16 protein-coding genes and 1 pseudogene are annotated in these 17937 nt (G+C 39.6%); 4 read left to right on the top strand and 13 right to left on the bottom strand.

Features of this window, described 5'->3' with window-relative positions:
* Positions 1 to 12: 12 nt before the first annotated feature.
* From E4N66_RS10315 to E4N66_RS10305, 3 genes are read left to right on the top strand one after another with little or no spacing between them, the layout of a single operon-like run.
* Complete coding sequence (locus tag E4N66_RS10315) at positions 13 to 768, top strand: ParA family protein (RefSeq protein ID WP_044016959.1); 756 nt, start codon at positions 13 to 15, stop codon at positions 766 to 768.
* Complete coding sequence (locus tag E4N66_RS10310; RefSeq protein WP_253673826.1) at positions 761 to 1768, top strand: ParB/RepB/Spo0J family partition protein; 1008 nt, start codon at positions 761 to 763, stop codon at positions 1766 to 1768. The genes E4N66_RS10315 and E4N66_RS10310 overlap by 8 nt, the downstream gene beginning before the upstream one ends.
* Before the next feature lie 22 nt (positions 1769 to 1790).
* On the top strand, positions 1791 to 2906 hold the full coding sequence (locus tag E4N66_RS10305) for an Mbeg1-like protein (RefSeq protein ID WP_253727942.1): 1116 nt from the start codon (positions 1791 to 1793) through the stop codon (positions 2904 to 2906).
* Between the two features lie 122 nt (positions 2907 to 3028).
* Here the strand turns inward: E4N66_RS10305 and E4N66_RS10300 are convergent, their stop codons facing one another.
* Positions 3029 to 4465: a sodium:solute symporter family protein gene (locus E4N66_RS10300; protein WP_253727941.1), complete on the bottom strand. Its 1437-nt coding sequence runs from the start codon at positions 4463 to 4465 to the stop codon at positions 3029 to 3031.
* 200 nt (positions 4466 to 4665) lie between these two features.
* Here E4N66_RS10300 and rny point away from each other — a divergent pair, with 200 nt between their 5' ends.
* Positions 4666 to 6207 carry a ribonuclease Y gene (gene rny, locus E4N66_RS10295; RefSeq protein WP_253673831.1) on the top strand — a complete coding sequence of 514 codons (1542 nt, stop codon included), beginning with the start codon at positions 4666 to 4668 and terminating at the stop codon, positions 6205 to 6207.
* A gap of 85 nt (positions 6208 to 6292) precedes the next feature.
* Here the strand turns inward: rny and E4N66_RS10290 are convergent, their stop codons facing one another.
* The 12 genes and pseudogenes from E4N66_RS10290 to E4N66_RS10235 all read right to left on the bottom strand — a co-directional run bounded on the left by E4N66_RS10290 (position 6293) and on the right by E4N66_RS10235 (position 17775).
* Positions 6293 to 6916 carry a hypothetical protein gene (locus E4N66_RS10290; protein WP_253727940.1) on the bottom strand — a complete coding sequence of 208 codons (624 nt, stop codon included), beginning with the start codon at positions 6914 to 6916 and terminating at the stop codon, positions 6293 to 6295.
* A gap of 182 nt (positions 6917 to 7098) precedes the next feature.
* Positions 7099 to 7662 carry a hypothetical protein gene (locus E4N66_RS10285; RefSeq protein WP_253715139.1) on the bottom strand — a complete coding sequence of 188 codons (564 nt, stop codon included), beginning with the start codon at positions 7660 to 7662 and terminating at the stop codon, positions 7099 to 7101.
* 86 nt (positions 7663 to 7748) lie between these two features.
* Positions 7749 to 8441, bottom strand: coding sequence for a hypothetical protein (locus E4N66_RS10280; RefSeq protein WP_253727939.1), 693 nt, complete (start codon positions 8439 to 8441; stop codon positions 7749 to 7751).
* A gap of 150 nt (positions 8442 to 8591) precedes the next feature.
* Positions 8592 to 9536, bottom strand: a complete 945-nt coding sequence (locus E4N66_RS10275) for a VTT domain-containing protein (protein WP_253727938.1) — start codon at positions 9534 to 9536, stop codon at positions 8592 to 8594.
* Between the two features lie 302 nt (positions 9537 to 9838).
* Positions 9839 to 10864, bottom strand: coding sequence for a hypothetical protein (locus E4N66_RS10270; RefSeq protein ID WP_253727937.1), 1026 nt, complete (start codon positions 10862 to 10864; stop codon positions 9839 to 9841).
* Between the two features lie 732 nt (positions 10865 to 11596).
* The gene (locus E4N66_RS10265) at positions 11597 to 12274 is read right to left on the bottom strand and encodes a CPBP family intramembrane glutamic endopeptidase (RefSeq protein ID WP_253727936.1); all 678 of its coding nucleotides are present in this window, start codon (positions 12272 to 12274) and stop codon (positions 11597 to 11599) included.
* Positions 12275 to 12637: 363 nt separating this feature from the next.
* The gene (locus tag E4N66_RS10260; protein ID WP_253727935.1) at positions 12638 to 13384 is read right to left on the bottom strand and encodes an NYN domain-containing protein; all 747 of its coding nucleotides are present in this window, start codon (positions 13382 to 13384) and stop codon (positions 12638 to 12640) included.
* Positions 13385 to 13593: 209 nt separating this feature from the next.
* Positions 13594 to 13707: pseudogene (locus E4N66_RS10255) on the bottom strand (tyrosine-type recombinase/integrase); the annotation flags it as partial.
* Between the two features lie 35 nt (positions 13708 to 13742).
* Complete coding sequence (locus E4N66_RS10250) at positions 13743 to 14132, bottom strand: hypothetical protein (protein WP_253729461.1); 390 nt, start codon at positions 14130 to 14132, stop codon at positions 13743 to 13745.
* A 101-nt stretch (positions 14133 to 14233) separates the two neighbouring features.
* Complete coding sequence (locus E4N66_RS10245) at positions 14234 to 15166, bottom strand: ABC transporter permease (RefSeq protein ID WP_044013714.1); 933 nt, start codon at positions 15164 to 15166, stop codon at positions 14234 to 14236.
* 3 nt (positions 15167 to 15169) lie between these two features.
* Complete coding sequence (locus E4N66_RS10240; RefSeq protein WP_044013712.1) at positions 15170 to 16270, bottom strand: ABC transporter permease; 1101 nt, start codon at positions 16268 to 16270, stop codon at positions 15170 to 15172.
* Entirely contained in the window at positions 16270 to 17775 is a 1506-nt protein-coding gene (locus E4N66_RS10235; protein ID WP_044013710.1) for an ABC transporter ATP-binding protein, read from the bottom strand. The genes E4N66_RS10240 and E4N66_RS10235 overlap by 1 nt, the downstream gene beginning before the upstream one ends.
* Between the last annotated feature and the right edge of the window lie 162 nt (positions 17776 to 17937).

Raw genomic sequence — 17937 nt, 5'->3', positions numbered from 1 at the left:
ATACTGCCCCGTATGGGGACAAGTATTGTTTTTGTTAATCAAAAAGGCGGGGTAGGGAAGACCACTTCAGCCGTCAATATCGGTGCATACTTTGCACAGGCAGGGAAGAAAACGCTGCTTGTGGACTTTGATCCGCAGGGAAATATGTCGTCGGGTGTCGGGATTTCCAAAAAGCAGCCGAGTATTTATGATGCAATTGCCGGAAAAATTCCTATCCAAAAAACGGTCAGACCGACGGCGGTTAAGGATTTGTATGCAATTCCCGCCGATATCAATTTATCGGGTGCGACCATCGAACTGGTTGATCAGCAATCCCGAGAATTTTTTCTCCGCGACAATCTTGCGCTCCTTAAAGAAGAATATGAATATATTTTAATTGATTGCCCTCCGTCATTGGGGATTTTAACGCTGAACGGGCTCGCCGCTGCGGATGAGGTATTTATTCCGTTGCAGTGTGAGTATTTTGCGCTTGAGGGCTTAACGCTCCTTTTGCAAACCGTTAAAAGAGTACAGGAAAAAATCAATCCCCGCCTTAAAATCGGCGGTATCTTTTTCACGATGTACGATTCCCGCACAAAGCTCGCGCAGGAAGTGGTGCAGCAGGTTACCGCTTATTTTAAAGACCGCGTATGCAGCACGATTATTCCGCGTAACGTCCGCCTCTCCGAAGCGCCCTCCCACGGGCTGCCCATCTGCAAGTATGATGATTCTTGTATCGGTGCCCGCAGCTATGCAAAACTCGCTCAGGAGGTGCTTGACCGTGCCTAAATCTGCACTGGGTAAAGGGCTCGACTCCTTGCTTCCTTCCGATATCACGGATTTGTATTCAAATGATGCTGCTGCACAATCTTCGGATGTACAATCGGGTAGCGGTTTGTCTGTAATGCTGCAGCAAAATGTGATGCGAGGAGAAGCGGCGCAACAAGCCGGTACTCAAAATCGCGCTGATACGGTCGGTTCTGCTTCGGTTGAACTTGACCCCGCGCTGTTAAAACCCAATCCGTTTCAGCCCCGCCGAACCTTTAACGAAGAGAGTTTGCAGGAACTTGCCGCTTCCATAAAAGAACACGGGATTATTCAGCCAATTATCGCGGAAAAAAACGGCGATGAATACTATATTATTGCGGGAGAGCGGAGAACGAGAGCGGCGCTTTTAGCGGGGCTTACGCGGGTGCCGGTCATCTTCCGTGAATTTGAAAATAGCAAAAAACTTGAAATTGCGCTTATCGAAAATATCCAGCGGGAAAACCTCAATCCGATTGAAGAGGCGAAGGCATATCAAGAGATTATGCAGCTGTCCAACCTCAATCAGGAGGAGACCGCTAAGCGGGTAGGGAAGAGCCGATCGGCGGTTGCCAATGCGATGCGGCTTTTACAGCTGCCCGACGAAATGCAGACAGCGCTGGAAAAAGGCTTCATCACCGCAGGTCATGCGCGGGCAATCCTCTCGCTTATCAATCCGGCAGATCAAACGCTGCTGTTTACCCGCATTACGGAGCAGGCGCTTTCGGTGCGTGAAGCGGAAATGCAGGCAGCTCAGTTGAAAAACGGCAGCCGCGCCGGACGGAAAAATACGGCACCGCAGCCGGTAAGCCGGCCGGAAGCGGATGATGCGCAGCTTGCTGTTAAAGATATTGAGCAGCAATTTATTGATGCGCTGGGTACAAAAGTGGAAATTAAAGGCGACCTTGAAAAAGGCATCGTGCATATTTCGTACTTTTCGCAGGCAGATCTTGATGCGCTATATAATAAAATTGCCGCAAAATAGCATTGCAGGAACATAACCTTCGATGGCAAACCTTTCCGATTATCTAGTTTGGCGGGGCGATCTTCCCTTTGAAGTGCGCCCGTTCAATGCGGTAGATGCGCTGGTTCTGTGTCAACTTTCTTACCTTAACTTTTCCGATATTGTCCCAGCCCAATTTACCGATGGTATTACGCTGCGGGAAGCTGCCCGTATCTATGCCGCCGATTCTACGCGCGGAACCCCTGAAGAGTTTGGTGTGTTAATCAACCCGCTCACCGCTGATTTGCTCAAAACTGCTGCGGAAACGGAGCGCTTCGGTTCCATTCTGTTAAAAGGCTTTGTAAATGAGATTGACCGCAATGCGGATAAACAGTTCGCAGCGGTGACCGCCGTGCTTCCAACGGGGTCTGCCTGTGTTGTCTATCGGGGTACGGACGACTCGATTATCGGATGGAAAGAAGACTGCCTCTTGAGCCTTTCCGCACCCATTCCCTCTCATACTGCAGCAGCGGATTATCTTTCGGCGGCTGCGGAAGCTGCCGTTGTGTGCGGTAGCAAAAAGCTTTACATTGCGGGGCATTCTAAGGGCGGAAACCTTGCGCTCTATGCGGCTGGGACTGCCGCCGCTTCGGTACAGGAGCGGATTGAGCGGGTGTTCTGCTTTGACGGCCCCGGCTTTGCCTTTGATATTGAACAGCGGAGCGGATTTCAAGCGATTATCCCTAAAACCTCTTCTTTTATTCCACAGTCTTCCGTTGTCGGCGTGCTTTTATCCTATCTGCCGCATTATACCGTTATTGAAAGCGCCGAAACCAACACCTTCTGGCAGCATGATGCATTTTCTTGGCAGATTAAACGGGATGAGTTTATAACCTATCAGCAAGGTCGGACAAAGGAAAGCTATTTTGCGGAAAAAACCATGCGGGAATGGCTTTCTCATCTTAACGATACCGAGCGGAAAGAATTTATCGAAACATTGTTTGCCGTTCTGTTCGGCACCGGTGCGGAAACGCTCAGCGAGTTAACCGCCAATGGACTTGCTCATTCGTTGCACATTTTAAAAGAGCTGCACACGGTAGATTCCGAGCGACGGCAAGACCTGTTTGCCGTTATCAAGGCCTTTTTCGGAGCCGTTTACACACATTTTCCTTATCCGTAATGCCTTAATTCGTGCGAGGGGGTAATACCCCGATGCTTTGCGTCGGGGTTGTTGATTGTAAAAGTTAGGAACAGCGCTCGCAGTCCGGATTTTTACCTCAAACTGCGAGGAGTTGCATTCCCCTAGTCGTTTTCTTCCGCTAATTCAAGGCTTTCAATATTCGGTTTGAATGCCTTACTACAGATAATAAAGCAAGCAAAGCTAACCGCCAATCCCGGAAGAATGGGGTCAAGACCGAAAAGCGAAGTCTTTGTTTGTTCAAGAATGATAACGACAATGCTGCCGGCAATGAGTGACGCTATAGCACCGATATTTGAAGCCTGCTTCCAATAGTGCCCCATAACATACGGGAAGAAAGCTCCTGCTGCCCGTAGTGTAAACGAGAACATCAGCAGCTTAATAATACTGCCTGTGTTAAACAGTGCGATGATCATACCGAATACACCGACTATCAACATGGTGATTTGTGTAACCCGCATAACTTCCTGGTTCGTTGCATTGGGTTTGATATAAATTTTGTAAATATCGTTCCCGAATATGGAGCCTGCGCCCAGTAAGTCAGAGTCGGCGCTCGACATCGTTGCAGAAATAATACCGGAAAAGAGAAGTCCGACAATCAATGCAGGCATTGTTGCCATCGCTAAATGCGGCAGCGCATATTTCGGACCTTGGCTCAGTATGATATCTCCATCTATTTTTTTCATATTGATAAGTGCCAACGTAATGATACCGAGAAGCGTTGGAATAAAGGCATACGCAAAGTTCAGTATTGCAGAAATGATTGACCCCTGTACGGCAGCTTTTTCATCACGAGCGGCATAGTAGCGCGAAACTGCCTCTTGCCCTACCGAAAAAGATGCAACATACATAATCGTCATCGAAATAATCGCGCCGACGCCAATGCCCTTAAACGGACTGAATGTGTCGGGCGGAACATTTGCTACGACGGCTTGCATACCGCCTGCAAGATTGAGAGAGAACGGCAACGCAAGTGCCATACCGATGATAATCAAGAATACCTGTACAAAGTCTGTAATGGTAACGCTCCATAAACCGCCCATAATCGAATATACGGTAACAACAATCGCAACGATGATAACCGCTACGGAGTAATTTATATTCAGCATAAAAGATACGATTGTCGCGGAAGCGATAAACTGAGAGGCTGTCAAACCGATCAGCGGTAAAATCATAATAATTGCGGTAATCAACCCTGCCGAGCCGCTGTATCGGCGTCTAAAGTATTCGGGTACGGTTTTAACCATTGTCCGGCGTAGACGGGGGGCAAATACGGCAAGTATGATATAGGCAATACCCATCGTTGCAACATACCAAAATGCGCTCAATCCCCAATTCGTAAAGGATTTTTCTGCGACACCGAGCGAGCTTCCTCCTCCGATTTCCGTAGCAGTCAATGTTCCTGCCATTAAAATCGGTCCCAGCCGCCTTCCGGCTACCATAAAATCTTCGTTCGTTTTAATCTTTTTTGAAGATGCCCAGCCGATGAAAAGCATCAATAAAAGATATGCGACAACAATGACCAATACTATCGTATTCATAGCTCCTCCTGTTTATGGGCATCTCTACAGGTGATTAAAATTTTAGAAATGCCATAACTATATTACTATAGTTTCTTATAATTTGCTACTTCCGGTTTTTTACATATTAAACCTGTTCGGAAAATTGAAAATTATTGACATTTTGAGGTATTCAGTATAAAGTTTAAGATGACAGTTATCTACTGTTATAAGGAGCAAACATGTCTGGAATCATGATGGTGATCGTGTGTATTGCTCTCGTAATTATCGGTTTAATTCTTGGATGGACGATTCGCTGGCTGTATGCCAGATTTCAACTATCTGCTTCTGAACAGCGTGCAGAGCGGGTTTTACAGGAGGCTATAAAAGAGGCTGAAGCTCAAAAGAAGGATATTCTTCTTGAGGCAAAAGAACAACTTATTCGGGAAAGAAATCAACAAGAACGAGAGAACCGCGAACGGAGAAGCGACCTTCAACGGATGGAACGCCGCTTAACCCAAAAAGAAGAACAGCTGGATAAACGGCTGGAATTGGCAGAAAAAAATGAAAAGCAACTCGTTGAGCGGAAGGATGCGCTTGACGAACGTGAAAAAGTCTTGGATGGGGAGGAAGAACGGTACAAGGAAGAACTGGAACGCATTTCCGGTTTGACACAGGCTCAGGCAAAAGATTTAATTATCCAGAGTCTTGCGAATGAGGCGAAAAAGGATGCGCAGGTTCTTATCAATAGAATAGAAGAGGAAGCGAACCTTACCGCTGAAAAAAAAGCGCGTGATATTTTGGTTACGACTATTCAGCGGCTGACTACGGAGACAACAAGCGATATAACCGTTTCTACGGTGAGCTTGCCGAGTGATGAAATGAAGGGGCGGATTATCGGGCGTGAGGGGCGCAATATACGTGCGCTGGAAACCTTGACCGGTGTCGATATTATTATCGATGATACGCCCGAGGCGGTGGTTATTTCCTGTTTCGATCCGGTGCGGAAAGAAATTGCCCGTATCGCATTGGAACGGCTTATTCTGGATGGCCGAATCCACCCTGCGCGGATTGAAGAAATTGTGCAGAAGGTTACGCGCGAAATTTCGCAAACCGTGTATGAAGAAGGGGAAAAAGTGCTCTTTGACCTCGGTATTCACGATATGGGACAGGAAATGGTGCGTGCACTCGGACGCTTGCATTTTAGGACGAGCTACGGGCAGAACGTATTGCAGCATTCCAAAGAAGTCGCTATTTTGGCAGGTACGCTTGCCGCAGAAATCGGCGCGAATGTGGAAATCGCAAAACGCGGCGGTTTACTGCATGATATCGGTAAAGGTGCCGAAGCGGATTCCGACAAGAACCACGCCGAAGTTGGTATGGAGATGACGCGGAAGATGAGCCTCGATCCGCGTATCGTCAATGCGGTCGGTTCGCACCATAATGATATTGAGCCATCCTGTGTGGAATCCATACTGGTGCAGATTGCCGATGCTATTTCTGCCGCACGGCCGGGTGCCCGCCGCGAAACGATGGATAACTATGTCAGACGGCTTGAAAACCTTGAAGCAATTGCAGAAGGGTTCCAAGGCGTTGAAAAAGCATATGCAATCCAAGCAGGCCGCGAGCTGCGGGTATTGGTAAACAATGAAAAGATACCTGATCAAGAAGTAAAGGCCTTGGGCAGGGATATTGCGAAAAAGATTGAAAACGATCTGAAATATCCCGGCCGTATTCGGGTAACGCTCATCCGCGAAACACGTATTATCGAATACGCACGATAACGGAAATGTTCGGTAAAGCAATTCCATTTACCGATAATTGGTAATGAGCAGTAAAAGGCCGTCCTTAATAGGGCGGCTTTTTTATTTAGTACATAAGTTCTATATAAATTTTAATAATAAAACCCGTAATAACTATATGACTAATAACAGCAATAATAAAATTAATTATTTTGTAATTTAAGCTCGCATAGTCATTTTTTTTACCGATTCTGATTACAAAAATCTCATTCACCATTTTTAATGTCTGATAATATCTGGTACAAATCAGTATTAACTGACTAAGAAATATTATTATGCAAAACGGCAGAAGTGAAATCACTAAATATTCAGTATTGAAACTTTTTTCTACTATTATTCTATTAATTGAGACTATGATGAAAGGTATATTTATTATCAAAGAATAAATTATAGAAAATGTAAATAAATGTATATATTTCAATTGGAAGTATTTTTCAACGAAATATAAAAAGGAACCTTTTTTATATTTATTTTCTTTTAAACTTTCTTTTTTATCTAAAACAATATCACCTGATAATTTCTTTCCGATTTTATTTATTTCAATCAAGACTTCATCGTAAATATTTTCATTTACAAATAATTCGTACTTTCCTGAAGCATTTCGGATTTCACTTTCATAATATTTATCATTTAAATGATTTTTTAAGAAGCTACTTTCTCTTTTATCATTCGTTTCAAATACTTTTTTCATATACTTACCTATTATAAGTCACAAAGTCACTTACACCTTAAATATAAATACTTCCGATAGGAACTTTATGCTCGGGGCTGTTCATTTGTCTGAGATTTAAGTCTGATGATAGTGATGTCAGAGTTGTTCGGACCATATACCCAGCAAATTATGCTTGAGCACTCATTTTTTGCTTCAAATAATTACAAATCCTTAGCGTCATGGAAATTTTCTACATAAATTTGAAGATGTATCTCTTTGCCTTCGAATGTTTTCACAAAGATATCATATACCTGCAAATTTCTAAGTTTAGTAAAAGTATTCGTATCCGGTTCTTCTGCAGTTCCTGCCATTTCTGAATCTAAATCCTTTTCGCCAAGTGTATTAAGCAAGGTGGAGAACTTTACTTGATTCTTCTTAACTTGCTTATTTAGTTTTTTGACTGAAGATTCTTTTACGGTAAATAATGTAACCATATAAGCTACTTCATTATTACTTGTATCCAAGGCTTGTACCATAGAAGTACATTTCATTCCTGTTATTTCAAATTTTTTTCCTGCCGCAGATGTTATTACAATATCAGCTTTTCCTTGAGGTACGATATTGGTCTGCAATGCTGTTACCCCTGTTCCTTTTGCAACCACGCCTCCCAAATACATTGCAACATCATCATTCACTTCCGTAAACATTTTTTTAGGTTCATACTCATTGGGGAAACCATGGCTTCCAATAACTACCAATACTAATAATAAAAAGAGTTTTCTCATTTTTTCTCCTTCGCGCCGTAGGTGTCAACCTAACATTATTTTAAACCGTATTACATGAAAGTACAATATCGGCTTCAAAAACGGCGTTAGCCGTTTTGTTCTTTTATAATAATCCATTTATTTTTTGTTTTTGAAGCAACATAGCCTTTTGGCAATATATACATTGCTTCATACAATGGATATTTAATAATTATTTCTTCTAATGCCACAACTCTAGCATCTTCAGTATTCAATTGTCTGCCAGATAAAAATTGCCAAGATTCATCTTCATTAGAATATACTACTAATTTTATTTTTTCATTATTTTCGAGAACATATTTATCTGTAAAAGTTATCGAACTTTTTGTTTGTAAAAATTTCCATTCTTTTTTATCGATAATGAAATTATATGTATTAATTAGTAGAATCAGCAAAACCATCCAATAAAGATTATATAAGATGCAAATTGCTTTGTTGCTAAATAATTGACCCTTTAAAATAAAAGAAATTATATTAAGAATAACATAAATTACAATTAAATATATAGAGACTTTATAACTAAAATATTCTCTTTTCTTATTTTTCCATAAATTATTTAAAAGCATTTCATAAATTTCAATATTTTCGTGCACGAATTCATCAGTCTTTTGAATATTAGATTTTTTTCTTGCATCTAATTTTTTTTTACTCACTTTATTGCACAATATTGTCACACATAATCCAACACATATTAAAGCAAACGAAATCAATAGGTAATTTATTGAGGATAACAAATTATGATCTTTAATAAAATAATACATTTTTACCCCTTAACTTCCAGCGCAGCGCACTGTGCGTATAACATTCGCTTAATCTGCACTTGCGGTCTGTCTGCAATGTCAGGTTGAAGCGGTGCAAAGATGCGGAAAGCAACTTTTGTGACAAAGGTTTTATCGGCTTTGAAAACCTTGTTATGCTTTTTTTATTTTTACCTTGCCAGTTGATTTTAATAACTGAATCATATTTATTATGATACAAATACCACACAAAAACAACGATAAATATATATTTGTAAGTAATTCTCTTTTGACTTCAGGTTCTTTTACTGATTCAAAAGCAAGCTTTACAATTTCAAATATTGGATACCCTTCTATTTCTGGAAGCTTTAATACTTCTTTTATAATAACAGCAATATAACTTAAATATACTCCAACAGCCGTATATACCAAACTTATTAAAGAAATTATAAGTACACCTATCTTGTTCATTTTGCCTTTTGCCCAAACATAGCCTTTTTGTGAAAGATAAAAATATATTAAACCTGATGCACCTGCGATTCTACCTAATAAAAATAAAATGAATGTTACTAATATTCCAGGAATAGAAAAAACTATTGCTGCTATTGAACCTTGAAGATAATTATTTGGTTGGAGCCTAAAATCTTCATACGCATTGTTAATTTTAGTTTCTAATCTTTTTGCACAAGAAGAACACATTGGAACCGGAATACCATCAACATCAAATAGATTAAGTCCATCTGTTGCTGTACAGTTATCTCCACTGCATTTTGATTTTTCTTGTGGGTATTTTTGTTTAATATACCCAGTTATGTCTTCAATTACTTCTTTTATTTTTGAAATTTTGAAAGGTAAAAAATATTCTGCAAATATAATACAAACATTAGAAGACTGATCGTGAAAAAAATCTATAGTTTTTGCATATCCTTTCCTTTTCCAAGATAAAATTTTCTTTTTATCATCTTCATTTAATTCAATTGGAAATATGAAATTCACATTTTTCTGATTCGCCCCATCTGCAAACATAACATATGTATTATTTATAAATCCATAAAAATATGTTCCGTTATTTTTGAACCCAAATTCTTTGCCCAATTTTTTTAAACCTGGAAAAACCATCCTATTCCCCCTTTTTCTAAAAACCACGCCTATAGCGTGTGAGCATAACATTGTTTTAAACTGCAACGCAGCTTGTCTGCGTTGTCAGCTTTGAAAACGGTGTTAGGTTCTATCTCTCTACGAATTTGAAACCTTACTATTTGCAAGATTTCCTTTTTGTAAATTGCTCTTTTTCAGAATCTGTTAACGAAGAAATAGGAACCCCTTTCTCTTTTGCATAGTTACGCAACGCTTTCATATTGACTCGCCTTAAAGTTCTATTCCATTTTTTAATCGAGATTGAGTCGATTAAAAAATATTCTTTATTTAAATTCTATATCACAGTTTATATAACTACTGTATACAATTTCTAGGGTGGATAAATCTAAAACATTTAGCATAAAAGATTCTATTGTTGAAACTCGTTGTTCTCTGGAATTTCCCATTCCTATATATACCAGATAAAATTTATTACCTTTTTCAACTAGATTGAATCCCCATTGTCCTTCATTAATTTTTAAAATTTCTCTTTCGTCTTCAAATGCTTTTCCTTCGTTTTTAAGGACTTCACCCCCTCGCTTATAAATAATTATCTCAAAATTAGAAGCCATGTAACCAACCGAAGTATAATAAGGTTTCGCGATGATTTTTTTATCTAAAACTTCACGCTCAATTATTTCAGGATGGTCGCCTTTGAGTCCCATGAATGAATAATCAAACGTAGCCATTTTTTCAATTATGCCAGAAGAAATCCATTTCTTTTCATCATTTGTAAGATTATAAACATAACAGGCTCTTGCCGTTGATTCTTTTTTCCATTTTTTATTTTTAAATGAAAGAAGATTATATGCTACAAGACGTCTATTATCAAAATTACGTTCTTCTTCAAAAAATAAAGTTTTTCCTGTAATGGGATTTTGAACAGGATAGACTAACCCGCAATTTCCAGCTGAGCCGTCACCGTAATAATATATAATCCATTTTTGTTTTTTACTGTCAAAGCGAAAAATCGTAAGATAGGGGAATCTGCCGCTTCCTTCAATCTGCATCATCGCAATTAATCTGTCTTTTACATCATCAAGATATATTTCTGTGCAGTAAAGATTAGCATTCTTAGTATAAGATATTTCATTTGGAAGGAAACCACATTTTTCACGATCAGAAACTTCTATTGTGGTATAGTTTAATTCATTTTCATAATTCTCATAAGTTGTATATTCATGATTTTTTATCCAATTTGCGTAATATAAAATATTATCAATTTCAGATTTCCGAGAATTTGATGCAAATAGATTTAATGAGGCTATTAATATAAAAAGTAATACTAGAAATATATCCTTTAATTTCATTTCTTTCCCTCATACCAAGCACCCCACGGGGGCAGTCTAACGTTCGCTTAACCTGCATTTGCGCCTTTGTCGACGCAAAGCGTAAGGCAAGGTTGGCGCGAAAGTTGCATTAAAAAGGGAGCTGCACTAGCAGCGACCGATTCCAGCAACTTTCGTGACAAAACAAATGTCAGGTTGAAGCGGATGTTATGTGTTAATTTTCAATTTCCCTTTTAAATAAAATTATAAGCAAAACTTTTATATCTTAATAGTTCGATTAAATTCTTGCCCCCACTCTTTTAGCTAAATATCAAAAACCTGATTATCATCATACATATTAAAAAAAATATTTTACATTTTTTTCTACTTACTCAGCAAATTGAGTAACTGTATAGTAAAGACAATAGTAATGTAATCAATATGCGAACTATAATATGAGACCATTCTAAATTCCCAACCACATAACCGGTAAAAATTACTAATGGAATCATTAACACTAAAGAAAGATATACAAGCCATGGTAGATTCGTAACCGCAGCTGAAATCAACAAAATAGATCCGACAAAATACAGCAAGTGAACAGTTTTAAAACCTATCCCCTTAATTTCTGCAATCACTGCAATAAGAGTCAGAATTGCATAAAATCCGATAAATCCTCTAGAAAAAATATTAAGTATAGTTTTCAATTTTTTCCCTCTTTAAATAAAATTATAAGCAAAATTTTTATATCTTAATAGTTCGATTGTAATTAAACTAAGTTATTTGAGATGATGCACATATAGGTAACATTATCATCATATATGAAATCGTATTATACCCTATATGAGCAAGGATACAAGAAAATATAGAATCAGTATAAAAATAAAGCAAACCTAAAATTATGCCGCATATAAATGAAGGTATCATTTGAACGATATTAAAATGGAGTATTGAAAAAAGTGCAGCAGATATGAGCAAGGCAACAATTTTCCCGTAGTTTGTGCAAAAACCGTTAAGCAAAAATCCTCTCATTAAAACTTCCTCAAGAATAGGCGCAAGGATACAAAAATCAAAAAAAGTGGCAATCGGCGATATCTTTATTAAGCGGATAGTTTGTTGATAGTTTTCTTTACTTGATGGAAATAAATTTTCAAATATGGGATCTAATCCCTTATCTAAAAGAAAATAAAATAATATGGAACACCCTAATGCTAATATTATTCCTTGAAAAGAAATATTTGAAAACAAATGTAGTTTGAAATTTGTTTTTGTCATTAGTAGATTAAGAAATATTGTTATACATAAAGCAACAGTAATTAAGTTTAAAACCCTACTTTGTTCAGGGGCAATCTTTCTCCATATTGAAATATCAAGAATCGTATACAGAATCATAAAGCCAAACCAAACAAGCATCCATAGAATTCCTTTTCCAATAGATATTCCATTACTCATATAATCGTTTCTCCTCAAAAATCTCTAACTTAAATTTTCTCTTTTTTATTTTAGCATAAATTGATAATCCTTTCAATTTTCGAAAAGATATGCAAATCCTTTTTTTGACTTAGTCTTTGTATCTAAATTATATTTAAAAAAACAAAGTGCTTGCTGACTATAAAAAAATAAATAAACATCATAAAAAATAACTTTTTTTATGCAGAATGGCTGCTCTATTAAAATCTATATAATCTTCCAAACTTGATTTACCTTTTAAAACATATTCCGTTTTTTTCTACCCCGCGCCCTACTAGGCGTCCACATAACATTGTTTTAAACCGCAAACGGGCACAGTCCCGTTTGTCGGCTTTGAAAACTGTGTTATGTGTTATTTTCTTTAAGTTTATAAGCTATAATATTAACAGTTCCTTTTCCTTTATATTTAGTCATTTCATATAAATCAGATTTTCGTTCAATATATTCAGGCAATTTTTTAACACCATATTTTGATATGTCAAAATCAGGTTTTACCCTTTTTATATATGTTCCTGCGGAACTTACATTTGTATATCCAGTTTCGTCATCTTGATAAGAATTTGCAGCAATTTGTAACAATCTATCTAATTCGTCTATTTCTGTTTCTTTGTTATTTACATTATTTTCAACTTCCTCAATAACTTCATCAGAATCCATGTTAAGTTTTTCTAAACAAAGATATAGATCACAAGATTGTTTAAAAGCTTCTGAGGCAGACTCTTTACCTACACCTATCACGAATTTGCCTGATTCACGCAGTTTAATAGCTAAAGGAGTAAAATCGCTATCACTTGAAACAATTGCATATGTATCATAATTGGAAGTATATAGAAAATCTAAGGCATCTATTACTAATGCCATGTCAGTTGCATTTTTACCTTTTACATAATCAATCTGTTGGATTGGTTTAATAGCGAGATTTCTAAAATCATCTTCCCATTTCTTTAACACTTCTTTTGTCCAATTACCATAGGCTCCTTTTACAACAATTCTACCGTATGCTGAAATTTCCATTATTACAGATTTCATTTTTTTTTCTTGCGTATTATCAGCATCGATTAATAAAGCAATTATTTGTTCACTATTTATCATTCTTCGGTTCCTCCTCATCTGCTCTAGTAGAGCAGTCCACATAACACCCTTCCGACCCTTCCTCATAATATCACACGAACGCCCCATTTGCAATCTAAACTGTTACAAGATAAGAAATTAAATCTTTCTTCCATAAGTATCCACCGGAACACATCATTAACAGGCATATTAGGCCTATCTTCGCTAAATAGGATAAAGACAAATCGTATTCAATCTATAGGGCTTTGAACACCAAGCTCACCGCGGTTGAGAACATGGGTGTAAACCATAGTGGTTGAAACATCGCTGTGACCGAGAAGCTCTTGGATAGTGCGGATATCGTAATCGAATTCTTGCTGGTATGTTGCGCATAGCGATGTTACCTTGCACTCCAACTATCCAATAAATAATAAAATGGGAATGTTGCAAAATGGATAAATACAATTTTTAATTTTATTCTATTTTCTTGTTTTATTGGAAATGGTAATTTCAATATTACTACAGAATCCAGCTCTTCATCTGATAATTCTCGATTCAGCCCCCAAGCAATAGGATACACAATTAATAATACGCTCGGTACCAAAAGTACAAACAGTCGATTTGCCCGATAAAAACCATAACCGAGCAAGAGGCTGAAAATGAGGTTGTCAATAAGTGAAAGAAATCGATGGACTATTTTGAATCTCTGTGTAAATCTATATAAAATAAATAAAATGAAATTTACTAATGCATATAAAAATATTAGTGAAGTAAACTTTTCTTCGGTCATTTAGTTCTTTGCTTTTGCAGGCTATTATAATCTCAAGGATAATATCACAGTATCAATAACATACCCCGACGCAGAGCGCCGGGGTGTAAGGGGGTAATTTTTTAATACGGTTCGCCGTTTGCTTTAGGAGCGGCAGAGTTTTTACTGAACAGCACGAGGGCTATCAGCGTAACAAGGTAGGGGAATATCTTGAGCCATACCGGCGGTATACCGCTTAAAGCGGGGATAACCTGCGAGACATTTGCTACGGTACGGGCAAATCCGAAGAAGAAGGTTGCACCGAGGATACCGAACGGTTTCCATTGACCGAAGATCAAAGCGGCGATAGCCAAAAAGCCGAGGCCGTCTACGCTGCCGTTAAATTCTCCCGAATAGGTTACGAGGATAATAGCGCCGCCGAGTGCGGAAAGCGCACCGCTCGCACATACCGCGAAGTACCGCATCCGGTGTACATTGATACCGGCGCTCGCAACGGCGGACGGATGCTCGCCGCAGGCACGCAGCCGTAATCCGAATGAGGTCTTATACAGCAGTATCCACGATAAAATCAATATCGCCAATACCAGCCACGTACTCCAGTATGCCTGCGAAAAGAAAAGTGGTCCTAATACGGGAATTTTTGAAAGCCCGGGGATGTCCTGTCGGATAATGCTTGCAACACGCACGTTGCCTGACCCCGTTACGGTACGGGCAATATAAATCGTCAATGCGGCGGCAAGCATATTGATAGCGGTACCGCTGATAACCTGATCCGCTTTTAGTGTAATCGATGCAAAAGCGTGTAGCAACGAAAAAAGGATACCGGCTATAGCCGCTGCGAGCAATCCTATCGGAATCACAATCCCTGCCGGAACGGAGTGCTGCAATAAATTAATTACAACTGCTGCGGAAAAACTGCCGATCAGCATAAGTCCTTCAAGGCCGAGGTTCGTAACACCGCTCCGTTCGCTGTATAATCCTCCGAGGGAAGTAATCAAAAGAGGAATTGTGTATGCAATCACATAGGGAAAAATTAAGGTTAAAATATGCCACATACGTTATACCTCCTCTGCAGAAAGCCCTGCTGTTTGGCGTGTGCGTATCTTTTTAGAAATCATTCCCCAGAAGCGTTTAAAGAGCAAACTGGTTGCAGTAAAATAGATAATAACCGCAATGATAGTGTCTGCAATTTCCGGTGGAACAATAGTGTTCGCGCTCATAAAGCCTTTGCCGACGTGCAGCACACCGAAGAAAATTGAACTGAGTGCTACTCCGATCGGTGTCCCTGCTCCGAGTAAAGAAACCGCGATACCGTCAAACCCTTGCGAAGGCATTACGCCGATCTGCATATTCAGCGCATAGCCGGTGTAGTAGGTGAGCCCGGCCAAGCCCGACAGACCTCCCGCAATCATCATCGAAATAACGATATTCCGGTTTACTTTAATCCCTGCATATTCCGCACAGTTGCGGTTATATCCGACTGCTTTTAATTCAAAGCCGAGGGTTGTCTTATCCAAGATGATTTTAAGGAGAATCATTGCAAGAATGCCGAGAAAGATACCGTAGTTTACGTATTCGCTGCTGAACAAGTTGGTAAGCCATGGGGTACGAAGCGAGCGGGTAACGGCAATGGATTTACTTTCCGTTTCAAGATATTCCGCTTTTAAGTAACCCGGTACGATATAAAATACCAGCCAATAGGCAATCCAGTTCATCATAATAGTTGAAACAACTTCGTGTACGTTGAACAGCGCTTTTAATAAGCCGGGAACGACACCCCAAAGAGCACCGCTCACAACACCGATAAGAATCAGTAAAATAAAAAAGAGCGGCCGAGGCATAGCGGTTGCAGATAAGGCAAACATACTGCCGAGCAATCCGCCGATCAGCATCTGCCCCGAACCTCCGATATTAAAGAGACCGGTTTTAAATGCAAATGAGACGGAAAGACCTACTAATAAAAGTGTCGTTGCAGTTGCAAGCGTATTTCCGATACGTTCGATGTTCATCAAACCGCCGCGGAAAAGGTAGGTAAAGGCAATAACAGGATTTTCTCCGATAAAAAGGATGAGAATTGCTCCTGCAATTAAACCGAGCAATACGGCAGAAAGGCTGATTACAAGGGTATTATCCGCAAGAGCCGTGTGTTTTTTTATCATCACTGTTGGCCTCCATGTTTGTGCTTATCTCCGGCCATCATCAAGCCTACTTCTTCAACGGTCGTTTCTTCAGGGCGGACGATACCGGTTAAAGCGCCGCGGTGCATGACCGCAATTCGATCCGACAAGTTGAAGATTTCGTCCAATTCAAAAGAAATGAGTAAAACAGCCCGTCCTCTGTCGCGGTGCTTTACCAATTCTTTATGGATTGCTTCGATAGCGCCGACGTCCAAACCGCGGGTAGGCTGCACGGCGATCAGTAATTCGGGATCGAGGGCTATTTCGCGTCCGAGGATAGCCTTTTGCTGATTACCGCCGCTCAAGTTCCGTGCTGCGGAATAAACGCCTTCGCCCGAACGGACGTCGAATTGTTTGGTGATATCGCCTGCAAATGAGAACATCTTGTTTTTATGCAGGAAGCCGTGCTTTTGGAAAGGTTCTTTGTAGTACGATTTAATGATGGTGTTTTCCGCAATGGAATACTGCATAACCAAACCGTGCTTTTGACGGTCTTCGGGAACCAAGCCCATACCCGATTCGTTGCGTTCGCGGATTGATGTTTTTGTGATATCCTTACCGCAAAGCAGAACAGATCCTTCCGCAACCGGCATTAAGCCCGAAAGTGCATGAACAAGCTCGCTTTGCCCGTTTCCGTCTACACCTGCGATACCGACGATTTCACCCTTGCGTACTTGCAGCGAAAAGTCATTGACGGCAGGTACTTTTTTTGCACCGATAACTTTGAGATTTTGTATATCGAGTACGACTTTGCCGGGTTGTGCCGGCGCTTTTTGCACCTTAAATTCAACCGGACGTCCGACCATCTTTGCTGCCATCTCATTTTTTGAAGTGGTTGCAACGTCTATCACATCGATAAACTTTCCTCTCCGTATAATGGTGCAGCGGTCTGCAACGTCCTTAATTTCCTGTAATTTATGGGTAATGAGGATAATGGATTTTCCTTCTTTTACCAGATTCCTCATTATTTGGATAAGTTCTTCGATTTCCTGCGGCGTTAAAACGGCGGTCGGTTCGTCAAAGATGAGCACTTCCGCATCGCGGTACAGCATTTTTAAAATTTCTACACGCTGTTGCATACCAACCGTTATATCCATAATGCGTGCATTAGGATCGATTTGTAATCCGTATCGGGTGCTTAAATCTTTTATTTTTGTCTCGGCCTTATGCAGGTCAAGAAAAAAACCGCCTTCTTTTCCGAGTATAATATTTTCGGTAACGGTAAAGTTATGTACAAGCTGAAAATGCTGGTGTACCATACCGATACCGAGTTCATTGGCATCATTCGGATTATTGATAACCGCGTGTTTACCGTTGACGAGGATTTCTCCCGCATCGGGGTGATATAAACCGAATAAGATACTCATAAGAGTGGATTTACCTGCGCCGTTTTCCCCGAGAATTGCGTGGATTTCCCCTTTTTTTACCTGCAATGTTATATCATCATTTGCAACAATACCGGGGAATTCCTTGCGGATGTGGCGCATTTCGATAGCATATTGTTCAGACAGATCAGGCCTTCCTTTATTTACACTGTAAACTTTTATCTAATTATTGGTGTTAAAAACCTCTCTTTTCAGAGGTTCCTTATAAACAATTAAAGAAAAATCCGAGGTGTATACATTCATACAGCCTCGGATTCGCAAAAA

The sequence above is a fragment of the Treponema sp. OMZ 857 genome, assembly GCF_024181085.1.
Lineage (GTDB): Bacteria > Spirochaetota > Spirochaetia > Treponematales > Treponemataceae > Treponema.
The sequence above is the reverse complement of the archived record's forward strand: the minus strand, read 5'-3'. Positions and strand labels throughout refer to the sequence as shown.